The organism is Acidobacteriota bacterium, assembly GCA_030949985.1.
In the GTDB taxonomy this organism is placed as follows: Bacteria; Acidobacteriota; Polarisedimenticolia; order J045; family J045; genus JALTMS01.
This window is the reverse complement of the sequence record JAUZRX010000044.1, coordinates 115,763-134,549: the sequence shown is the minus strand read 5'-3', so window position 1 is coordinate 134,549 and position 18,787 is coordinate 115,763. Positions and strand designations below refer to the sequence as shown.

The following is an 18,787-nucleotide window of genomic DNA, read 5'->3' as shown; positions in this document are numbered from 1 at the left end:
CGCATGCGTCGCCCAAACCGTCGTTGTCGCCGTCAGCCTGGTCCGCGTTCGATGTCGCCGTACGCATGTACAGGTGAGGGCATAAGCCGGCAGTTTACCAGACCGTCTGCGACTCCGACGCCCACCGAGATATACACTTCTAACGACACGCCTTCCCTCCACCACGCTCTTCCGCTCTGGCGACAGCGAACGCGGACCAGGCTGACGGCGACAACGACGGTTTGGGCGACGCATGCGACAGCTGCCCTGCGGACCCGGACAACGACATCGACGGTGATGGCGTGTGCGGTGACGTGGACAACTGCCCCACCGTGGCCAACCCGGACCAGGCTGACGCCGACAACGACGGTACGGGTGATGCCTGCGAGGGTGGTCCTGATGGCGACGGCGACGGCATTCCCGACGCCGCCGACAATTGCCCCACCGTGGCCAACCCGGACCAGCTCGATACCGACGGGGATGGCAGCGGGAACGCCTGTGATGACGACGATGACAACGACGGCAGGCTCGATATTCTGGACAATTGCCCGCTGACTGTGAACCCCGGCCAGGAAGACGTGGATGTGGATGGGGTCGGCGATGTCTGCGACAATTGCCCGGCGGTGCCGAACGCGGGCCAGGAAGATCTGGACGGTGATGGCACGGGCGACGCCTGTGATTCCGATACGGACGGCGATGGCCTGGACAACGCTATGGACAACTGTCCGACCGTCTACAACCCGGGTCAGGAAGACCTGGACGGTGATGGCACGGGTGACGCCTGTGACGAGGACATGGATGGTGATCTCGTCCTGGATGCCACGGACAACTGTCCGACCGTCTACAACCCGGGTCAGGAAGACCTGGACGGTGATGGTTCCGGGGACGCCTGCGACGATGATGACGATGGCGACGGCTTTGCAGATGCCCTGGACAACTGTCCGGCGGTCTACAACCCGGGTCAGGAAGATCTGGACGGTGATGGCACGGGCGATGCTTGCGAGGTCGACGGCGTACCGCAGGTGGCCGTGGTCAAGGCGGTGCAGGCTCACGGCGCGTGGCTGGTCAGCACGGCCTACGAGGGGGCCGACACGCTGCTCGGTACGCGGTGGCGCATCGCCACCGCCGATGGCGCTGCCTTCGATTCCTCGGTGATCTGGGATGTGACGACTTCCGCCAATCCACTGCTGGAGGTTCGGGCGCTCTACGCGGCGGCCTACGAGAGCGGCATGCTCTACGCGCGGGTCAGCCATCGGGATTCGAGCGGCTGGTCGGCAGAGTCAAGCAGCTATGCCTTCAACGCGGTGCCTCTGCCGGTCGATGATGGTTCGGCGGGGGCGGCTGCCGGGGTCGTGGAGATGGCCGACCACTTCCGCGGTCCGGACAACCTGCACCAGACCAGGCCGGACAACCTGGACCTCGGCTCGCAGTTCTGGGATGCGTCCCTTTCCGAGCCGACTCTCGAGACCGGCGTCTTCTTCATCCTCTCCGGGGAGAGCGCCGATCATCCCCCCACGGGTTCTTCCGCCCGTGTCCAGACGGCCCTGGCGACTTCGGCGGCGGACTCATTCGTGACCGTCGAACTCTACCCGGATGGCGCCAAGGACTCGAATTTCGACTTCTCCTTTGGCCTGCGGGCTTCGGGGGTGGGTCCCACCCACCGCTCCTATCGTTGCAAGGTCGAGAGGCTGACGGACCGTCACACGATTCGCTTCAACAAGTTCTACGACGGAATCAAGGGATTGTCGGCCGGTGCCTGGGAGGGAGACCTGGGAGCCCCGCCATGGAGGGTGCGTTTCGAGGCTACGACCCAGGAACCGCTCCCCGGCCAGTTCCAGGTGACACTTTCGGCGTACACTTGGGATGGCAATGCCTGGGTCCTTCGGACGTCGTTCGTGGACGATGGCGCCAGCGGCAATGCGACATGGGACGGCACACCGCGCATTCTCGGCGCCGGTCACGTGGTGCTCTCCAACGAGAAGCAGGGCCAGGTGCATTACCGGCGGATGGAGGCCGGGCGGCTGGGCCCCTGACTCACTTCCCCCGGTGGGCGCAAAGGGCCAGGGCCTCGACCTGGTCGGTCTGGGGCATCATGTCCACCGGGACGACCTCGAGAATGCCGTAGCCGCCTTGGGCCAGTCGAGCCAAGTCTCGCACCAGGGTGTGCGGATTGCACGACAGATAGGCCAGCCGGTGGGCGGGCTCGGCGATCAGGGCATCGAGAACAGGACCCCGGCAACCCGGGCGCGAAGGATTGAGGACCACGCGGCGGGCTGCCTGGACTCGCCGCAGGGGCGGGTAGAGCTCTTCCACCGGCCCGGCGATGAATCGGCAGTACGGCCCCAGTCCACGACGGGTGGCGTTGCGCCGGGCTGCGGCCACGGCGGCCGCGTCAGCTTCGATCCCGACCAGCTCACGGCCTTCGCCCAGCAGTGTCAGGCCATGCAGACCCGAGCCGCAATACAGGTCGTGCAGGGGCCCCGTGTCGCCCAGGTGGTCGCGCATCAGGGCGTGGAGGGCCGGCAGGACGGAGAGATTGAGCTGGAGGAAGCCTCCGGAGGGGACGAGCAGCGGTGGGGCGGCGGGATCGACCCGGATCTCGATTTCCCCGGTGCCGTGGAGAATACGGTTGACTTCGCCGAAAACATAAGAGGAGCGTTGCGGGTTGAAGTTGAGCCGAATGCCTGCCAGGGGGAGGCGATCGAGCAAGTCGTCCAGCGGCAAATCCCCGGCTTCTTCCGCGGTGCATTCGAGAACCAGGCCAAGATACAGGGTCCGGCCCTCGGCCTCACGCAGATCGACGTACTTGATCGGGCCCCGGGGCACTGCCAGTCGGTGGCCGGCCAGCCAACGCCTGAGGACCGCGGTGGCCTCGTCGAGCAGTGGGCGGTGAACGGCGCAGCGCACGATATCCACGATGCGATGGCTGCCCCGCTGAAAGAGCCCGATCTTGACCCGGCCGTCCTCGGACGCCACCGCGAGCTTGGCCCGATGGCGATAGGCCGCCGGCTCCCCGGAGGGCAGGGTGGGGGCCACGGGGACGCGGGCGAGAATCGGCTCCGAGGCGAGAATCTCCTCGAGCACTTGCCGTTTGTAGGCGAGTTGCGCGGCGTAGGAGGATCCAATCAGCGCGCAGCCGCCGCAGGCTTCCGCCAGCGAGCAGGTGCAGGCGTCGAGGGCATCGGGAGCCGGGGGCGGAAGGGGGAGCGCGCTCTGGCGCGAAGGCTGATGCTTGCGCCGCCGCTCCCGGGGGCGTCGTCGGCGGATCATCCCGTGGATTCCACGCCCAGGCTGTCGCCGTAGGCGACGGCTTGGGGGAAGAAGTCGAGGAAGTCGCCCTCCAGTCCCTGGTAGTGGGCCCGCAACTCGTGTCCTCCCCGATGCAGGTGATTGGCACGCTGGACCCGGCGAGAGAGCCCTCTCAACGCACGGTCGATGCCCTCCAAGGTGAGGTAGGAGCCAAGCAGGTCGATCCGGGCCATCCTCTCGACGCGCCCGCGCAGCTCGGGGAATGCCGAGGTGGCCAGCAGCCGGCGATAGGTCCGTTCGCAGAAAACGGCCAGCGGCTCGTCGTGAAACCGTCTCCAGTGCCGGGCCAGGTAGTGGTCGAAGAAGATATCCACCAGTACGCCGCGGAAATGCCGGTAGCCGGGATCGAGGCGTCGCCTGGCCCGGCGGAAGGCCGGATGTGTGTCGGTGAAGGAGTCGAGTTTGCGGTGGTGCCATACCGCCCGCCGCAGGCCGGCAGACCCCAGGGCGTCCACGGGACCCCGCAGCCCATCTCCCATCAAGGTGCCGGCGGGGCAGAGACCCCGTCGTTCGGCCAGCAACAAGTGGGCGAGGTAGTTCATCCGGCAGTTATACCCCGAGGATACTGACATGGGGCGGGATCAGGGGCAGAATGGGGCTGTCCCGGCCCACCGCCGGGGGATGGCCGGGTGCGAGGGCAGGAGGTGGAGCGCGTGCACGAGGAGTGGGAAATCAAGCTCTCATCTCGAGTTCCGCTCGATCCCGAGGTCGTTGGGGGGGCGGTTCGCCAGGCCGGCTTCGAGGTGGACGACCAGGGAGTCCACGAGCAGGTGGATGACTACCTCGACACCGAACGCCTCGATCTTTCCCGGGGGAGAAGCGGGCTGCGGGTACGGGCCAGGGACGGCCGGCGCACGCTGACATTCAAGGATGCCGGCCGACGGAAGGGGGATGCGATCTGTCGCCTCGAGTGGGTTGGGCCGTGGGAGCGTGAGGAACTGCCGAGTTCCGCCGCGGACCTCCCCGCCGCGGTGCGGCGTCACGTCGAGCCGCTGATCTACCTGCGGCCCCTGCGCGGGCTTGCACGGCTCAAGACGCGGCGCCACGCCATGGTGGTTCGCCACCTGCTGTCGGGGGCCCGCGCAGAACTCGTCGTCGACCGCGTCGAGACGGAACTGGGATCGGCGGGGGCGGCTTCCTTCGCAGAACTCGAGATCGAGGCCCTCGAGGGAGATACCCGGGCTTGGCGCGATCTGGCCGAGCGCCTGCGCGGCGACTTCGGGTTGGAGGGCTCCCCCGGCAACAAGCTCGAACAGGCGCTGGTTCTGGCCGGTCGGGACGTGCCGCCTCCCCGGGCCAGGATTCCCCTGGTGGCCTCGATGCCCCTGAGGGAGGCTGCCCGGGAGATTTTCCGGCGTCACTTCTACCGGCTGCAGCAGGAGGAACCGGGAACCCGCCTGGCGGAGGACATCGAAGCCCTGCATGACATGCGCGTCGCGTCCCGTCGGTTGCGTGCGGCGTTTCGTCTGCTCTCCGGGGCCTTTTCGGCCGGGCAGCTCGATGGATTCAACCGTCTGATGAGCCGGACGGGCCAGGTTTTGGGCCACGCCCGTGATCTCGATGTGTTCCTCGAGGCTCTCCCCGGCCTGCGTGCCCGTGTTCCCGAGGCGCTGGTCGAAGACCTGGCGCCATTCGAGACGCTGGTCACCCGGCACCGCCTCCGGGAGCAGGAACGGATTCTGGCCTGGCTGAGCAGCGCTTCACGGCTGCGGGCCTGTGAGCGATTCGAATCCTTTCTCGAACGTCCTCCTGCCCGGGCCCGCGGACTGGCCATGGAAGTGGGACAGGTCGCGCCGGGGCTGGTGCTCAGCGCCGCGCGGAGGGTGTATCGACGCGGCGGCAAGATCGGCCGCAAGGCTCCACCCGACAAACTCCACCGCTTGCGTATCGCCATGAAGAAGATGCGCTATGCCATGGAGGACTTTTCCGATCTCTACGGCAAGCGGCTCGGAGGCTTCATCCGCTCCTGCCGCGATCTCCAGGACGTGCTCGGTGCCTTCAACGATGCCGATGTCACACTCCAGTGGGTCGGCGACTTCATCGAGAGGAGAGGAAGCCGGCTCCCGCGCCGCACGCTACTGGCGGTCGGCAGCCTGATGGGTGTCCTGGCCGCGCGGCGGGAAGAGGCGCGCGACGATTTTCGGGCCGCCTGGAGACGATTCGACAAGGACTCAGTACGGCGGGAGCTCAACAGCGCCCTGCTATCCGATCTTTGACACGCAGGCCGACTTCGGCTGCTCGTCGTGAACCGCAAGGAGATCAACCCATGGGACGCATGGACCCTCATTCCTACACCGATCCGGACCAGGCCAGGACTCGCCATATCGACCTCGAATGGACCGTGGATTTCGAATCTCGCCGGCTGCGCGGCGTGGCCCGCCTCGATTTCGTCGAGGCCGGCACCGGGCCCGTGGATCTCGATACGAAGGACCTCGACATCGAGGCCGTCGAGAGCGGCGATGGCCGGCCTCTCGACTTCAGCCTGGCCCCGGCGGAGGGGTTCATGGGTGCGCGGCTGAGGGTCGAGCGACCGGAGAAGGTCGATTCGATCCGCATTCGCTATGGGACTTCCCCCGGGGCCTCCGCGTTGCAGTGGCTCGAGCCCCAGCATACGGCCGGGGGGGCGCACCCCTACATGTTCAGTCAATGTCAGCCGATCCATGCGCGGTCGATGGTCCCCCTGCAGGATTCGGCCCGCGTGCGGTTCAGCTACAGTGCGCGAATCACTGTCCCCAGGCCCCTGAAGGTGGTGATGTCCGCTGCGCCCGGGGAGGAGACGCGCGGCGAGACGACCTCGGTCTTCAGTTTCGAGATGCCTCAGCCGATTCCCTCCTACCTGCTGGCCATCGCCGTTGGAAACCTGGCGTCCAGGGATCTCGGGCCGCGTTCGAGGGTTTACGCCGAGCCGGAGCAGCTCGATGCGGCAGCCTGGGAGTTCGCCGAAATCGATCGCATGCTGCTGGCGGCCGAGGATCTCTTCGGCCCCTATCGCTGGGATCGTTTCGACTTCGTCGTCATGCCGCCGGCCTTTCCCTACGGCGGCATGGAAAACCCCCGCTTGACCTTCCTCACGCCCACGCTCCTGGCGGGCGACCGATCTCTGGTCAATGTCCTGGCTCACGAGCTGGCTCACTCCTGGACAGGCAACCTGGTCACCAACGCGACGATGAACGACTTCTGGCTCAACGAGGGTTTTACGGTGTGGGCCGAACGCCGGATTCTCGAGTCCCTGGCAGGCGACGATGCGGTGGCATTGGCCGCGGCGATCGGGCGCCACGGGCTGGAAGAGGACATTCAGCGTTTCGGCGAAGATTCTCCCTTCACCAGGCTGGAAAACGACCTCGAGGGCATCGACCCCGACGAGATCTACTCCCAGGTGCCCTACGAAAAGGGCTGTTTGCTGGTGCAGCTTGTCGAGAAGACGGTCGGGCGAGAGGTCTTTGACCGCTTCATCACGCGCTACATGGATCGTTTCGCCTTCACCTCGATCACGACCGCGGAATTCGAGGCCTTCTTCCGGGAGGCATTACCCGGGGTCGCCGAGAAGATCGGGATGGAGGAATGGATTCGCGGTACGGGGATCCCTGCCAATGCCCCGACTTTCCATTCTCCCCAGCTCGAGGAGATCACCGCCCTGGCCGCCGGCTGGTCCGACGGTGATCGCCCCGATCCGCAGGTCGCTCGTCAATGGTCTGCGGAGCTGTGGCAGATCTACTTGCAGCGTCTTCCCCGGCCGATCTCCCATGAACAGTGCGAGTGGTTCGACCAGACCTTCTCCCTGACTGACAGCGGCAACTGCGAGATCCTCTGCCAGTGGCTGTTGATCGCCGCGGCTTCCGCCTGGGAGCCGGCCTATCCGAAGATCCGCTCCTTCCTGGGTTCCGTGGGCCGGATGAAGTACCTCAAGCCGCTCTACACCACCCTGCACAAGGGCGAGAAGACCCGGGCCATGGCTGCCGAACTCTTCGCGGCCTATGGAGACCGCTACCATCCCATCGCCCGTGGGGGGTTGGAGCTGATCCTCAAATCCTAGCGGCTCGCTGCCGGCGCCGTGGGATGTTCTTCCGGTTTGCGGCCAAACTCCTCTTTTTCAGGGGGTTAGGTTTTTGGCGCGGAGGCGGGAAGAAAGCGGCTCGGGGAGCGTTTTCGGCTAACTGAATCTTGGAATAACATGAGCCGCCGCAATTTGCACTGCCCGGGGTGTGAAATTGGCGTAAAAGAACGGGGGCAACGGCGAGTCGCGACCCGGGACGGGTGGGGCTTGCCCAGGCTCGAGGAGGTCGGGACTGATGAATGGTAGGCAGAGACGACGCGGCAGGGGTAGCGCCGGGGTCGTGGTTTTGGCGATTCTTGGGGCCGGGTTGCTTCCCGCCCTGGCCACTGATGTTCTTCCCTGGGGGCTGAAAATCGAGAAGGTCCTGGACTCGGCGGTCGCCATGGGCGACATTGCCCAGTCGCCGAGTGGCGAACTGTGGCTGCTTGAAAAAAGTGGCACCCTGCGGGTCTTCGAAAACGGCTCCGAGGTGGCGACCCTCACCATCGGTGTGAGCGCGGCCTGCGATGCCGGTCTTCTCGACGTGGCCTTCGCTCCCGACTACGGCACCAGCGGCCTGGCCGCCGTCTACTACGTGGACACCACCGGCGCTGCTCGGGTCGACGAGATCTTCCGCACGGCGACAGGCCTGGCCCTGGGTTCCAAGCTGCTCGACCTGGGATCCAACTCGAGTGGTTGCCGAGTCGGCGGAGGCCTGGCCACGGGAGCGGACGGCAAACTCTACGTGGCCGTCGGCGATCTCGAGGCCTCCAGCGAGGCCCAGAACGACGCGAGCCTTGCGGGCAAGGTCCTGCGGGCCAACTTCGACGGCAGCATTCCCGGCGACAATCCGGACCCCGCCAGCCTCGTTTTCGCCAAGGGATTCCGTAACGGCGCGGATCTGGCCGTCAATCCCCACACGGCCCGTCCCGGCGGCACCCTCTATGGCACCGACAGGGGCGAGGCCACCGTCCACGACGAGCTGAACGCCATTCGTTCGGGCGGAAACTACGGCTGGGACAACACCAGCGGCGATTCCGGCGGGAGCTACGACGACCCGCTGGTGGCTTACAACCCGGTCGTGGGCACCACCGCGGTGGAGTCCCTTTCGTCCAACTCGTTCGGCGCGGGGCATGACGGCTCCGCCGTCTTCGCCTGCGCGGACGTGGACGAGATCCGGGAAACGAAGCTCTCCGGTGCGGACATGGATGTGGCCGGGGCCTCGGCGGCTTTCTACGATCCCGACGGCGATCGGGACGGTGTGCCCGATACCCTCTGCCCGCAGAACGTCAGCGCGCTGGCCCTGGGTGACGATGGCCAGCTCTACGCCGCCGCAGAGGGTGCGAATCCGGGCATCTGGCGGATCTGGCGCGATACTCCCGGTCCCCGGGAGGTTTCCGCTCCCGGATCCCCCTTCCAGTTGACGGTGGAAAAATCCGGTTCCGACTTGACCCTGGGCTGGGAGAACCTGGGAGATCTCGACGCCGGTCGGGCCAAGCGCAACGGCGGGCAGCACAGCGCGGCCTACCAGGTCTGGGAGGGCAGCCTGCCCATCGGCGGCAGCTACGATCACACCTCCAAGTTGACCACCGACGGCAATCCCGCGGGACCCGCCCGCCTGAATGCGACCATCACCCCCGACGCGGGCAATCGCTATTTCCTGGTATCGGCCCAGGGCGACAACCTCGAGGGCAGCACCGGGCTCGCCAGCGATGGCGCCGCCCGCCCGGGGCCAACGGATTACTGCGATGTCATCGGTTGGGGCAACCTGGAAGGCCAGTGTGCCTTCGACTTCAAGATCCCCGGCACCAACGACGTGCTCAAGCTGACGGACTACAACCCCCACTCGCCGACCTACATGCAGGAACTTTCCCTCGAAGACTTCCGGGGCATCGTCTACAAGCTGGCCCTGACGGCGGAGAACTGCTTCTGGTGCACGGTGGAAGCCCAGGACGAGGCGATCAACGACGAAAAGTACGGGCACCGGGACTTTACCTTCGTTTCGATCTTCACCCTGGCTTACAGCTACTGGACGGTGGTTCCGCCGGGGGAGTGCGCCAGCCGCATCGAGACCTGGGCGAACAACTACAATTCCACCACGCCGATCCTCTGTGACGAGGACCACGACGGCGACGGCAAGGGCGATGCCACCGTACAGTGGAACATCTCCGGCGGAGCCCCCCAGAATTTCTACGTCGATCAGGGCAATGTGGTCTACAGGTACGCCAGTGGCGCCCAGTTCGCTTCAGACGTGGAAGCCACGATTCTTCCCGAGATCAATCCGGAGACCTGCGAGTGATCAGCATTTTTTCCGGCCTTTTTCACCGAGAGCGGCGTTCAGCGCCGCTCTTCTCCTGTGTCCTCGCCTCGATCGTCCTGCTGTGGCCCGGCGCTTCTTCTTGGGCCGGGGAGGATGCCCCGGCGCCACCCGCCGACGGCCGGGTGCAGGTGGACGGTGCCGAGGGGAGCGTGACCGATGCGCTCCAGGGCAAGGAGGGTATGCGGATCCAGACCATGTGCGTCCATTGCAACTCGGCCAACATCCAGGTCGGGGGCCTCAACCAGGAGCTGGCGCCGATACTCTGGGACGGTTATCCCCTTTTCGGCGGCATGGCGACCTCCTTCGTGCTGAGCATCCTGCCCCCGGATACGGTGGCCGAGGCCCAGGTCACCAAGGGGCCCGGTGAGGCCCGGGCGCCTTCCCCCGCGGCGGGGGGGGTGGTGCAACTCGAAGGCAGCCGACCCGCGGAGCTGCCTCGCTTCGAGCTGACCGGCACGACGGGATCCTACGGGCTGCAGACCGGGGTCGCCCGCGCTTCGGGAAATCTCACCCGCTGGCTCGCCGGTCGGGTGACCCTGGGCAAGACCCGCGTGGACCCCGTCGATGACGACGGCGACGGCTGGCACGATGTCAGCGCCCTCGAACGCGAGTACGCGGAAGGGGAGTTGCGCCTGCAGCTCGGGCGCGACCACGAGGTGCAGGCGGGAGCATCGTGGATCTCCGAAGATAGTCTCGAGGGGCGGGGCGCCTTCGATATCGTTTCTTATGTCTTCGACCCCGAGCGCCATGCGGCCTGGACCCGGGAAGATGCCCTGATCGGCCGGCGGGAATATCGTCTCGGATGGCGCTGGCAGATGAAAGAGGGGGGCACCCTCTCCCTCAAGCTTCTCGAGGCGACGCGTCACCAGGATGTGCTCAGCCAGTTCACAGCCGTCTCGGTGCCCGGCTTCTCGAACGAGATGGAACGGCGACTGGGTGTCTTCCAGCGGCAGCGTTGGGGACGGCTGCAGTTCGATCAGCCGATCGGTCTTTCCATGCGGGTGTCGGCGGGCGTCGAGGCGGTCCACGACAAGGCGGTGGCCCAGGTCAAGGACTCGATCACGCCGGTGGAAGCCGAGTACCTCAAGACCTGGTCCGGCTTCGTCAGTGCCTACTGGAGCCTGTCCTCCCGCTGGGACCTGGAAGCGGGTCTGCGCCGCGACGACGACGAGATCTTTGGCGCCCAGACCTCGCCCCGAGTGACGGTGCGCTTCTTTCCCGCCCGAGGCTGGACCCTCCGGGCCCTGGCCGGCAGGACTTTCCGGGTGCCCCGTTCGATCTTTTCCGAGGTTTGCTGCGGCCAGCAGCTGCAGCGCAACGTTCTGGAGGACGGGAGAATCCTGGTGCAGGCCGAGGACGCCATGACCTGGGCGCTGGAGACCACCTATCAGCCCTCGCCGGAGTTCAAGGCCAGCGTCTACCTGGCCCGCACCGACTTCGACAACCATATCCTCCGGGCGGTGGGGCGCAGCCAGTCCTGGATCCAGACCTACGCCAACATCAACGTGCCGGAGGCCACCTCCAAGACCGCCGAGCTGGCCCTGACATGGAAGCCGCTGAGGGGCCTCAGCCTCGATGGTTCCGTGGGCTGGCTCTCGTTCCACAACACCAGCGGGAGAGATCCCGTGGCCCTGGTCCGCGAGACCCTCGTGCTGCTGGCCGAGGTGCCGATTCCCATGGATCGGGTGCCCTACCGGCCCACCCGCACCGGTTCGTTCTCCATTTCCTACTCCTTTCCGAAGGGGCTGGCGCTCTCGGGGCAGGCCAACTACACCGGCGGGATGCTGATTCAGCAGTTCGCGGACGATCCCCTGACGGGGTCCAACATTCTCCTGCCCGAATTGCGGCCCACTCCCGGTTTCTGGATCGTCGGCCTGGCCGTCGACATCCCCCTGGGTCGTGGGCTCAGTCTCAATGCCGCCGGCGACAACCTGGGCAACCGGATTCAAAACGACCTGGGCGACCCCACCACCGACTACAACTGGGGCCCGCTCACCGGGCGCTCCTGGCGGGCCAGCCTCCGCTGGCGGCTCGACTAGGAGCGGCATGATAGATTCTCCGCCCGTGGCCGCTGCGCTTTGGGTAGTCGGCGGCGGGCGGGGTGAACCATGAGCCTGGTCGAGCATGAGTCCCGTCCCGTCGACGGGGAGTTCCGGCTCTGCTGGCGGCGTTTGCGCCGGGGCGCCTTTCCCTTTCTGCTCGACAGTGCCCTGGCGACTCACCCGGCCTCGACGCGTTCCCTGGCCGGGGCCGATCCTTTTCTGCTGCTGGAGGTGACGACGGATCGCGCCCGCATCATCCGCGGTGGTGAGATCGAAGAAGCGGCTCCCGAGGGTTTCGGGCTGTTGCGAAGGCTCTGTGACGAAGTTCGGGGTCGGGATGTCATGGCCGTCGGCTACCTGGGATACGACTTGGGCGGTCGCATCGAGAGGCTGCCCCGGCGAGCGGTGGACGACCAGGGCTTCCCGGAGCTGGTCTTCGCCTTCTACGATCGTTGGATCGAATGGGATCACCACGGGGGAGGCCTGCGCCGCCGCGGGGATGGTGCCGGGGGCCGGCGGGTCGAGGCCACGGCGCTCGACCCGTCCCGGCCGCCTTCTCGGCCGGCGGCCAATTTCACCCGCGAGGGGTACCTGCAGGCTGTCGAGCAGGTTCGCGCCGCCATCGCCCGGGGGGACATCTACCAGGTCAACCTCTCCCAGCGCATGGCGGCAAGGGGGCCGGCCGACCCCCATGAGCTCTACTCTCGTCTTCGGCGGCTGTCTCCCGCGCCTTACTCCGCCCTGCTGGGCTTCGGCCGGCGGGCGGTGATTTCCGCGTCGCCCGAGGAGTTCCTCCGTCTCGAGGGGAGAGTGGTGCGCACCACGCCGATCAAGGGCACCCGGCCCAGGGGGCGCGACGAGGCGGAAGACCGGCGGCTGAAGGAGGCGCTGCTGGCCAGCGCCAAGGATGCCGCCGAGCTGACGATGATCGTCGACCTGGAGCGCAACGACCTGGGTCGGGTCTGCGCGCCGGGGAGCGTGGTCGTTCGCGAGCGCTGCCGCCTCGAGGCGCATCCGACGGTCTGGCACCTGGCCTCGGTGGTGGAGGGTCGGCTGGAGGCGGACCGCGATTTTGTCGACCTGCTGCGGGCGACCTTCCCGGGTGGTTCGGTGACGGGGGCGCCGAAGATCCGGGCGATGGAAATCATCGACGAGCTGGAGCCCACCCGGCGGGGAGTGTTCACCGGGGCGATCGGGATGATCGAGCCTGCGTCGCGGCCGGAAAACGACCGACTCCGGCTGAGTGTCGCCATCCGCACCATGCACTTCGATGAGGGTTGGGTTACCTTCCAGGTCGGCGGGGCCGTAGTCTGGGATTCCGACCCCGAAGGGGAGTACCGGGAAACCCTGGTCAAGGCTCGCGCCCTGGGCGGTGCCCTGGGGCTGGACCTGGAGGTCTGACAATGGCCTGGCTCTATCTCGACGGCCGCATCATGGACGAAAAACGAGCCAGGATCCCGGCTACGGATCCCGCTCTGGCGTGGGGTGTCGGCGTTTTCGAGGTGGCTCGGGGCTACAACCAACGGGCGTTTCAGCTCGATGCGCACCTCGATCGGCTCCGGCGTTCCGCCGAGCACTTCGGCATTCGGGCCCGGCTGCCTCCCCTCGATGGGGTGGTGCATCGCCTCTTCGTGCGCAACGGGCTTTCGGGGGGCTACACCCGAATCACCCTGACCGGTGGCGGGCACCTGGTCGTGGTCACCCAACGATGGAAGGCTCTGCCCCGCAAGGTCTACCGGCAGGGGGCGGCCCTGGCGATCGCTCCCTTCCGCAGGGATCCCGCCGCGCCCCTGGCCGGTCACAAGACCCTCAACTACCTGGAGAACATGAAGACGCGCTGGGAGGCGGAAGAGGAGGGGGTTCTCGATGCCCTCGTCCTGGGCCTGCGGGGGGATGTCCTCGAGGGCACCCGATGCAACGTCTTCATGGTGGAAAAAGGCCGCCTGCTCACTCCGCCCCTCGCGCAGGGCATCCTGCCGGGTGTGACCCGGAAGGTCGTCCTCGACCTGGCTCGGCGGCAAGGATGGCCCGTGGCCGAGCGTCGGCTGCGCCTTTCCCGGCTGTGCGCCGCGCAAGAGGTTTTCGTCACCAGTACCATGATGGAGATCGTTCCCATCGTACGCATCGGCGAGCACGACCTGCCCGGTCCCGGTCCGGTCGCCCGTTCCCTGCTCGCCGCCTACCACGAGAAAGTGAGAGAGGAATGCGGCACGAGGTGAGGATTTGCCCATGAACGACCTGGCACCCTTTATGCGGCGGCGCATTCTTGAGCCCCTGATTCCCGGTGAGCGCACCCGGCGCTTCGGTCGCCTGCTGTTCCTGGCGGGCCTGGTGGGTGTCGTGGCGGGGGTCGGTGCCATCGCGTTCCACTGGATGCTGGAGGTGGTTTCCTGGGGCCTGCTCGATCGCCTCGCCGGCTACCGCCCGCAGGAGGCGGCCGGCGAGGTCAAGGTTCTGCCTCCCGGCACCGGCGCCTTCCGCCCCTGGTTGCTCTTCTTCCTGCCCGCTCTCGGCGGCATCGTTTCGGGAGCCATCGTCTACCTGTTCGCCCCCGAGGCCGAGGGCCACGGAACCGACTCGGTGATCGAGGCCTATCATCGTAAGGGCGGACGGATTCGCGCTCGCGTGCCTTTCGTCAAGGCCGTCGCCTCGGCGATCACCATCGGGTCGGGTGGGTCGGGCGGGCGCGAAGGCCCCATCGCCCAGATCGGCGCCGGCATCGCATCCACCCTGTCGCTGGGGTTCAAGCTGTCCCAGAAGGACCGCACCCTGCTGGTGGCCGCGGGCATGGGGGCCGGCATCGGCGCGATCTTCCACGCTCCCCTCGCGGGCGCTCTCTTCGCCGCCGAGGTGCTCTACCGGGAGATCGATTTCGAGTTCGAGGTGATCGTCCCCGCCACCGTGGCCTCCATCATCGCCTACTCCACGGCGGCGTTGCATTTCGGCTGGGAACCCCTGTTTCACACGGGAAACCTGCAATTCCGCAACCCCGTGGAACTGGGGGGCTACCTGATCCTGGCGCTGGCGATGGCCGTGTCCGGAGGCCTCTTCCCGCGGATCTTCTACGGCGCCCGCGACCTTTTTCGCGCGACACGGCTGCCGCTGTGGATCACCCCCGCTATCGGAGGGCTGCTCACCGGCGCCGTGGGACTGGTCTTCCCCGACGCCCTGGCCACCGGCTACGGTATCGTTCAGGGTGCCCTGGACGGCAAGGTGGGATGGGGCTTTCTGCTCGCCGCCGCTTTGACGAGGATGGTGACCACCTCCACCTCCATCGCGTCGGGAGGTTCAGGGGGTGTCTTCGGCCCCTCGGTGGTGATCGGTGGCGCCCTCGGCGGTGCGGTGGGCCTGGGTATCCACCAGGTGGCGCCCTGGCTGGCGCCCCATCCCGAGAGCTACGCTTTGGTGGGCATGGCGGCCTTTTTCTCGGCGGCGGCCAACACCCCCCTTTCTTCGGTGATCATCGTCTCGGAAATGACCGGGAATTACCATCTTCTGGTCCCCACCTTCTGGACTTGCGCCCTGGCCTTCGCCCTGGCCAAGCGAACGAGCCTCTACGAGCAGCAGGTGGACTCCCGGGCGGATTCTCCCCACCACAGTGGACAGATGGCCCTCGAGGTGTTGCGGCGGCTGAAGATCCGCGAGTTCATGGTACCCCTCGACCAGATGCGTGATCGCCTGCTGGAGCCGGGAACGCCTTACCCGGAGATCGTGCGCCGTTTCTCCCGCACCGGGGGCGTCTCCTTCCCGGTACTCGGTGGAGACGGACGCATGGTGGGGTGGGTCACCGACGCCCAGCTGCGCGCGGCCCTGGCCCAGCAGGAACTGGCCCCGTTGCTCGTGGCCCAGGATCTTGCCGTCACCCCTGAAACGGTTTCGCTGGAAGCCAGCCTCGACGTGGCCGTGCGCCGGCTGATTCGCGCCGGAGTCGGCGAACTGGTCGTGACCGATCCCCGCGATCCGGACCTTCCCGTCGGCGTGATCAGCCGGCAGACCGTCGTCGCCGCCTATGACCGGGAGATCCTCAGGGCCCACGAGGAAGAGGCTCTCTGATGCGCCTGGTGGGAGACATCGGAGCGACTCACACGCGCCTCGGAACGGCCCGGGCGGCGACCGCGGAAGCCGCGTCCGGGGTCGAAGCGGTGGAAGTCTTCGCGTCCGCCGAGGCGCCTTCCCTCGAGCCCCTGCTGGTCCGCTACACACGCGATCGCGTTGAAGACTTCACCGAGGCGGTGCTGGGAGTGCCGGGGCCTGTGCGCCGGGGAGCCGTGCAGACGACCAACCTGCCCTGGCGTGTCGAGCAAGATCGCCTGGCGGAGCGGCTCGGCTGCCCCGTCACGCTGCTCAACGACGTGGAGGTCGCCGCGTGGGGCGTGGCCGCGGCCGAAGCGCGAGGCCTGTGCGACACCCTGCAGGCCGGTCGGCCGGAGGCGGGGGCCGCCCGCGTGCTGCTCACCCTGGGCACGGGACTCGGCCAGGCCGTCATCGCTCGCACTCCGGAGGGCTGGTGGCCGCTGGCTTCCGAAGGTTCCCACGTCGACTTCGGGCCGGCGGACGACCGCGATGCGGCCCTGTGGCGCGAGGCCCGGAACGAGTGGGGGCACGTGAGCTGGGAGCGCTTTGTTTCAGGGCCCGGCCTGGTGCGCCTGGTGCGCTTTCTCGCCGCCGAGCAGAGAGTGCCCACCCCTGCCGGGCTCGACGGGCCTTCCCCCGTCGCGGCCATCGTCCAGCGGGCGCGGGACGGGGACTGCGAACTCAGCCGCCGGGCCGTGGGCTGGCTCAGCCGTCTGCTCGGCGCCCAGGCCGGTAACCTGGCCCTCGCCGCCTGTGCGCTGGGAGGGGTCTATCTCGCAGGAGGCCTGCTCAAGCGTCTGGGCCGGGCCTTGGACACCACGGCGCTGGTCGAGGCTTTCCGCGCCAAGGGACGCTACCGGGACTTGCTGGCGGAGGTTCCCCTGCGCCTGGTTCCAGACGATCTGCTGGGGCTGCGCGGCGCCGCCCTGGTGCCGCGCAGCCGGCTGGATCACTCTGTCTCTTCTTCCAGCAAAGGGTAGTCGAGAGCGTAAGGCGGTTTGCCCCCGCCCTCTTCCAGCAGAAAACGATCGAGCCAGCGCATCATGCGCAGGGAGTAATCGTAGCGGGCCGCCGCGCGGGCATTGCCGTGGCCTTCCTCTTCGTAGAACACCAGGCGCACGGGAACGCCGCCCTTGTGCCGCAGGGCCCGATAGAGTTCCTTGGACTGCCCCGGATCCACCCGCCGATCTTTCTTGCCGGCCAGGATCAGCAGGGGCGTCTCGGCCCGATTCACGTGCAGCAGCGGCGAGCGGTCGAGCAGGAGGTCGAGGTTTTCGTAAGGGGTGGTGCGCCAGTGCACCAGCTCCATTTCCTTGGGAATGTCGGTAGTGCCGGCCTTGGAAAGCTGGTTGGAGATTCCCACGAACATCACGCCGGCACGGAAGCGCGCGCTGTGACGGGTGCAGGCCCATGCCGTGAAGAATCCGCCGTAGGAGCCTCCCGTGATGCCGACTCGTTCGGCGTCCACCAGGCCCCGCGCGACCAGGGAGTCGATGCCGGCGAGGATGTCGTCGAACTCCTTGCCACCTCCGTCGCCCTGGTCGGCCTTGGTGAAGGCGACACCGCGTCCCGTCGAGCCCCGGTAGTTGGGATAGAACACCGCATAGCCCCGCCCCGCGGCCACCTGCCCGGGGCTCGAGTAGCGCGTCAGCCAGCCGTGGACCCAGTGGGATTCCGGGCCTCCGTGAGCGACGACGATCAGCGGAACACGGCCGCCGTCCCGCCGCTCGAGGGGATGGATCAGCAGTCCCTCGATCGGCATGCCGTCCTCCGCTTTCCAGCGGAAGATCTCCTGGCGGCCCAAGGCGATTTGCGCGAGCCAGGGATTGCTGTCGGTGATGCGCCGGGGCGGGCTGCCCGGAGTCCACGAGAAGGCTTCGGCGGGGTGGTGGGGAGACTCGCCCACCAGGGCCAGGCGCGTGCCCGAACGGTTGGTGTCGAGGCTGCGGAAGACGGGGGTCTGCGCTTCGAAGAGCGTCCGGCCGGGGCCCCCGTCGAGGGGGATGGTGGCCACCTTGGACGTGGTGCCGAAGTGGGCCAGGTAGACGACTTCGCCGGATTCCGGCACGAAACGGAAGTCCACCACGTCGCCTTCCGCCAGGCCGGGCAGCAGATCCTCGGGCGTGCCCCCGGTCAGGGGGGCGAAGAGCAGTCGTCCCGCGCCGGGGTCGTGCAGATCGGCGCCGGAGATCAGCACCACGAAGCGGGAGTCGGGGGAGACGCGAAACGCGCCGAGCTTGCCGGGATTGTCGATGCGGGCGACGACTTTCTTTTCTTTGGCGTCGATGACCCGCAAGCGCCGGTACATGTAGCGATCGTCGGTCAGGGGAGTGGGAGAGACATCGACCACCATCCAGCGGCTGTCGGGCGACCAGGAAACGGACCAGGGGTGGCCGTCGAGCGCTTCGACGACCCGGGCCGGCTCGGCGGCCTGGTCGAAGCCGTGGGGGAGTGCCGCCAGGTAGAGCTTGCGGGCCGGCGTGTCTTCTTCGAAGACCTCGACCTTGAAGCCCTTTTCTTTCAGCTCGCGACGTTCTTCGCTTTCGGCCTCGACGGCGACGAGGGCCAGGCTCTTGCCATCCGGGGCCAGGGCGAAGGCGTCGATGTCGGAGTCGAGGCCGACGACGCGCCGCGCTTCACCACCATCGGCGGGCAGGGCGTACAGCGCCTGGTGCTCGTCGTCGCCCCGCTTGGCCAGAAAGCAGAGGACGCGCTCGGTGCACCATTCCAGGGAAGAGACGGCCTGCTTGCCGGTGATGAAGGCGCGTGATGTCGAGCCCTCGAAGGAGATCAGGTTCACCCGCTGGTAGGGACGGCCGTCTTCGTCGCGGCCGGGGAGACGCGGGACGGAGGTGACCACTGCAATTTCCGTCCCGCGGGGGCTGATCCTGGCCGCCGTGACCGATTGCAGGCGGGCCACGTCTTCGGGGGTCATCGGCCGCGGATCGGCCGCCGATCCGTGGGGGAAAGCCAGGGCCGCGGCCGCGAGAACGACGAGGGCGCGGCCAACACGCTGTTGGGCCATGGGGA

Annotated in this window: 12 protein-coding genes; 9 read left to right on the top strand and 3 right to left on the bottom strand. The window is 67.3% G+C overall.

Translation table 11 applies throughout. From position 1 onward, the window contains the following. Window positions 1-176 precede the first annotated feature (176 nt). Window positions 177-2,012 (top strand): thrombospondin type 3 repeat-containing protein, encoded by a 1,836-nt coding sequence (locus tag Q9Q40_10605; GenBank protein MDQ7007674.1) that lies wholly within the window; start codon window positions 177-179, stop codon window positions 2,010-2,012. A 1-nt stretch (window position 2,013) separates the two neighbouring features. Here Q9Q40_10605 and Q9Q40_10600 read toward each other — a convergent pair whose 3' ends face one another. Both Q9Q40_10600 and Q9Q40_10595 read right to left on the bottom strand, forming a co-directional pair. Beyond that, a complete protein-coding gene (locus Q9Q40_10600; GenBank protein ID MDQ7007673.1) occupies window positions 2,014-3,249 on the bottom strand; it encodes a hypothetical protein in 1,236 nt (411 codons plus the stop codon). Then, complete coding sequence (locus Q9Q40_10595) at window positions 3,246-3,830, bottom strand: acyl carrier protein phosphodiesterase (GenBank protein ID MDQ7007672.1); 585 nt, start codon at window positions 3,828-3,830, stop codon at window positions 3,246-3,248. The genes Q9Q40_10600 and Q9Q40_10595 overlap by 4 nt, the downstream gene beginning before the upstream one ends. 111 nt (window positions 3,831-3,941) lie before the next feature. Here Q9Q40_10595 and Q9Q40_10590 point away from each other — a divergent pair, with 111 nt between their 5' ends. From Q9Q40_10590 to Q9Q40_10555, 8 genes are all read left to right on the top strand, one after another. Then, entirely contained in the window at window positions 3,942-5,504 is a 1,563-nt protein-coding gene (locus Q9Q40_10590) for a CHAD domain-containing protein (GenBank protein ID MDQ7007671.1), read from the top strand. Between the two features lie 50 nt (window positions 5,505-5,554). Next, complete coding sequence (locus Q9Q40_10585; protein MDQ7007670.1) at window positions 5,555-7,321, top strand: M1 family metallopeptidase; 1,767 nt, start codon at window positions 5,555-5,557, stop codon at window positions 7,319-7,321. A gap of 256 nt (window positions 7,322-7,577) precedes the next feature. Next, window positions 7,578-9,620 carry a PQQ-dependent sugar dehydrogenase gene (locus Q9Q40_10580; GenBank protein MDQ7007669.1) on the top strand — a complete coding sequence of 681 codons (2,043 nt, stop codon included), beginning with the start codon at window positions 7,578-7,580 and terminating at the stop codon, window positions 9,618-9,620. Next, on the top strand, window positions 9,617-11,680 hold the full coding sequence (locus tag Q9Q40_10575) for a TonB-dependent receptor (protein ID MDQ7007668.1): 2,064 nt from the start codon (window positions 9,617-9,619) through the stop codon (window positions 11,678-11,680). The genes Q9Q40_10580 and Q9Q40_10575 overlap by 4 nt, the downstream gene beginning before the upstream one ends. Before the next feature lie 69 nt (window positions 11,681-11,749). Continuing rightward, window positions 11,750-13,084, top strand: a complete 1,335-nt coding sequence (pabB, locus tag Q9Q40_10570) for an aminodeoxychorismate synthase component I (protein MDQ7007667.1) — start codon at window positions 11,750-11,752, stop codon at window positions 13,082-13,084. A 2-nt stretch (window positions 13,085-13,086) separates the two neighbouring features. Then, the gene (locus tag Q9Q40_10565; GenBank protein ID MDQ7007666.1) at window positions 13,087-13,902 is read left to right on the top strand and encodes an aminotransferase class IV; all 816 of its coding nucleotides are present in this window, start codon (window positions 13,087-13,089) and stop codon (window positions 13,900-13,902) included. A 10-nt stretch (window positions 13,903-13,912) separates the two neighbouring features. Then, window positions 13,913-15,736 carry a chloride channel protein gene (locus Q9Q40_10560; protein ID MDQ7007665.1) on the top strand — a complete coding sequence of 608 codons (1,824 nt, stop codon included), beginning with the start codon at window positions 13,913-13,915 and terminating at the stop codon, window positions 15,734-15,736. Next, the gene (locus Q9Q40_10555) at window positions 15,736-16,737 is read left to right on the top strand and encodes an ROK family protein (GenBank protein MDQ7007664.1); all 1,002 of its coding nucleotides are present in this window, start codon (window positions 15,736-15,738) and stop codon (window positions 16,735-16,737) included. The genes Q9Q40_10560 and Q9Q40_10555 overlap by 1 nt, the downstream gene beginning before the upstream one ends. On the opposite strand, the gene Q9Q40_10550 is transcribed toward Q9Q40_10555, so the two are convergent. After that, on the bottom strand, window positions 16,707-18,782 hold the full coding sequence (locus Q9Q40_10550; GenBank protein MDQ7007663.1) for a S9 family peptidase: 2,076 nt from the start codon (window positions 18,780-18,782) through the stop codon (window positions 16,707-16,709). The genes Q9Q40_10555 and Q9Q40_10550 overlap by 31 nt on opposite strands. Window positions 18,783-18,787: the final 5 nt, after the last annotated feature.

Coding starts and splice junctions, on each gene's coding strand:
- pabB (MDQ7007667.1), top strand. CDS start 11,750: ATGAGCCTGGTCGAGCATGAGTCCCGTCCCGTCGACGGGGAGTTCCGG.
- Q9Q40_10600 (MDQ7007673.1), bottom strand. CDS start 3,249: ATGATCCGCCGACGACGCCCCCGGGAGCGGCGGCGCAAGCATCAGCCT.
- Q9Q40_10595 (MDQ7007672.1), bottom strand. CDS start 3,830: ATGAACTACCTCGCCCACTTGTTGCTGGCCGAACGACGGGGTCTCTGC.
- Q9Q40_10550 (MDQ7007663.1), bottom strand. CDS start 18,782: ATGGCCCAACAGCGTGTTGGCCGCGCCCTCGTCGTTCTCGCGGCCGCG.
- Q9Q40_10565 (MDQ7007666.1), top strand. CDS start 13,087: ATGGCCTGGCTCTATCTCGACGGCCGCATCATGGACGAAAAACGAGCC.
- Q9Q40_10555 (MDQ7007664.1), top strand. CDS start 15,736: ATGCGCCTGGTGGGAGACATCGGAGCGACTCACACGCGCCTCGGAACG.
- Q9Q40_10560 (MDQ7007665.1), top strand. CDS start 13,913: ATGAACGACCTGGCACCCTTTATGCGGCGGCGCATTCTTGAGCCCCTG.
- Q9Q40_10585 (MDQ7007670.1), top strand. CDS start 5,555: ATGGGACGCATGGACCCTCATTCCTACACCGATCCGGACCAGGCCAGG.
- Q9Q40_10580 (MDQ7007669.1), top strand. CDS start 7,578: ATGAATGGTAGGCAGAGACGACGCGGCAGGGGTAGCGCCGGGGTCGTG.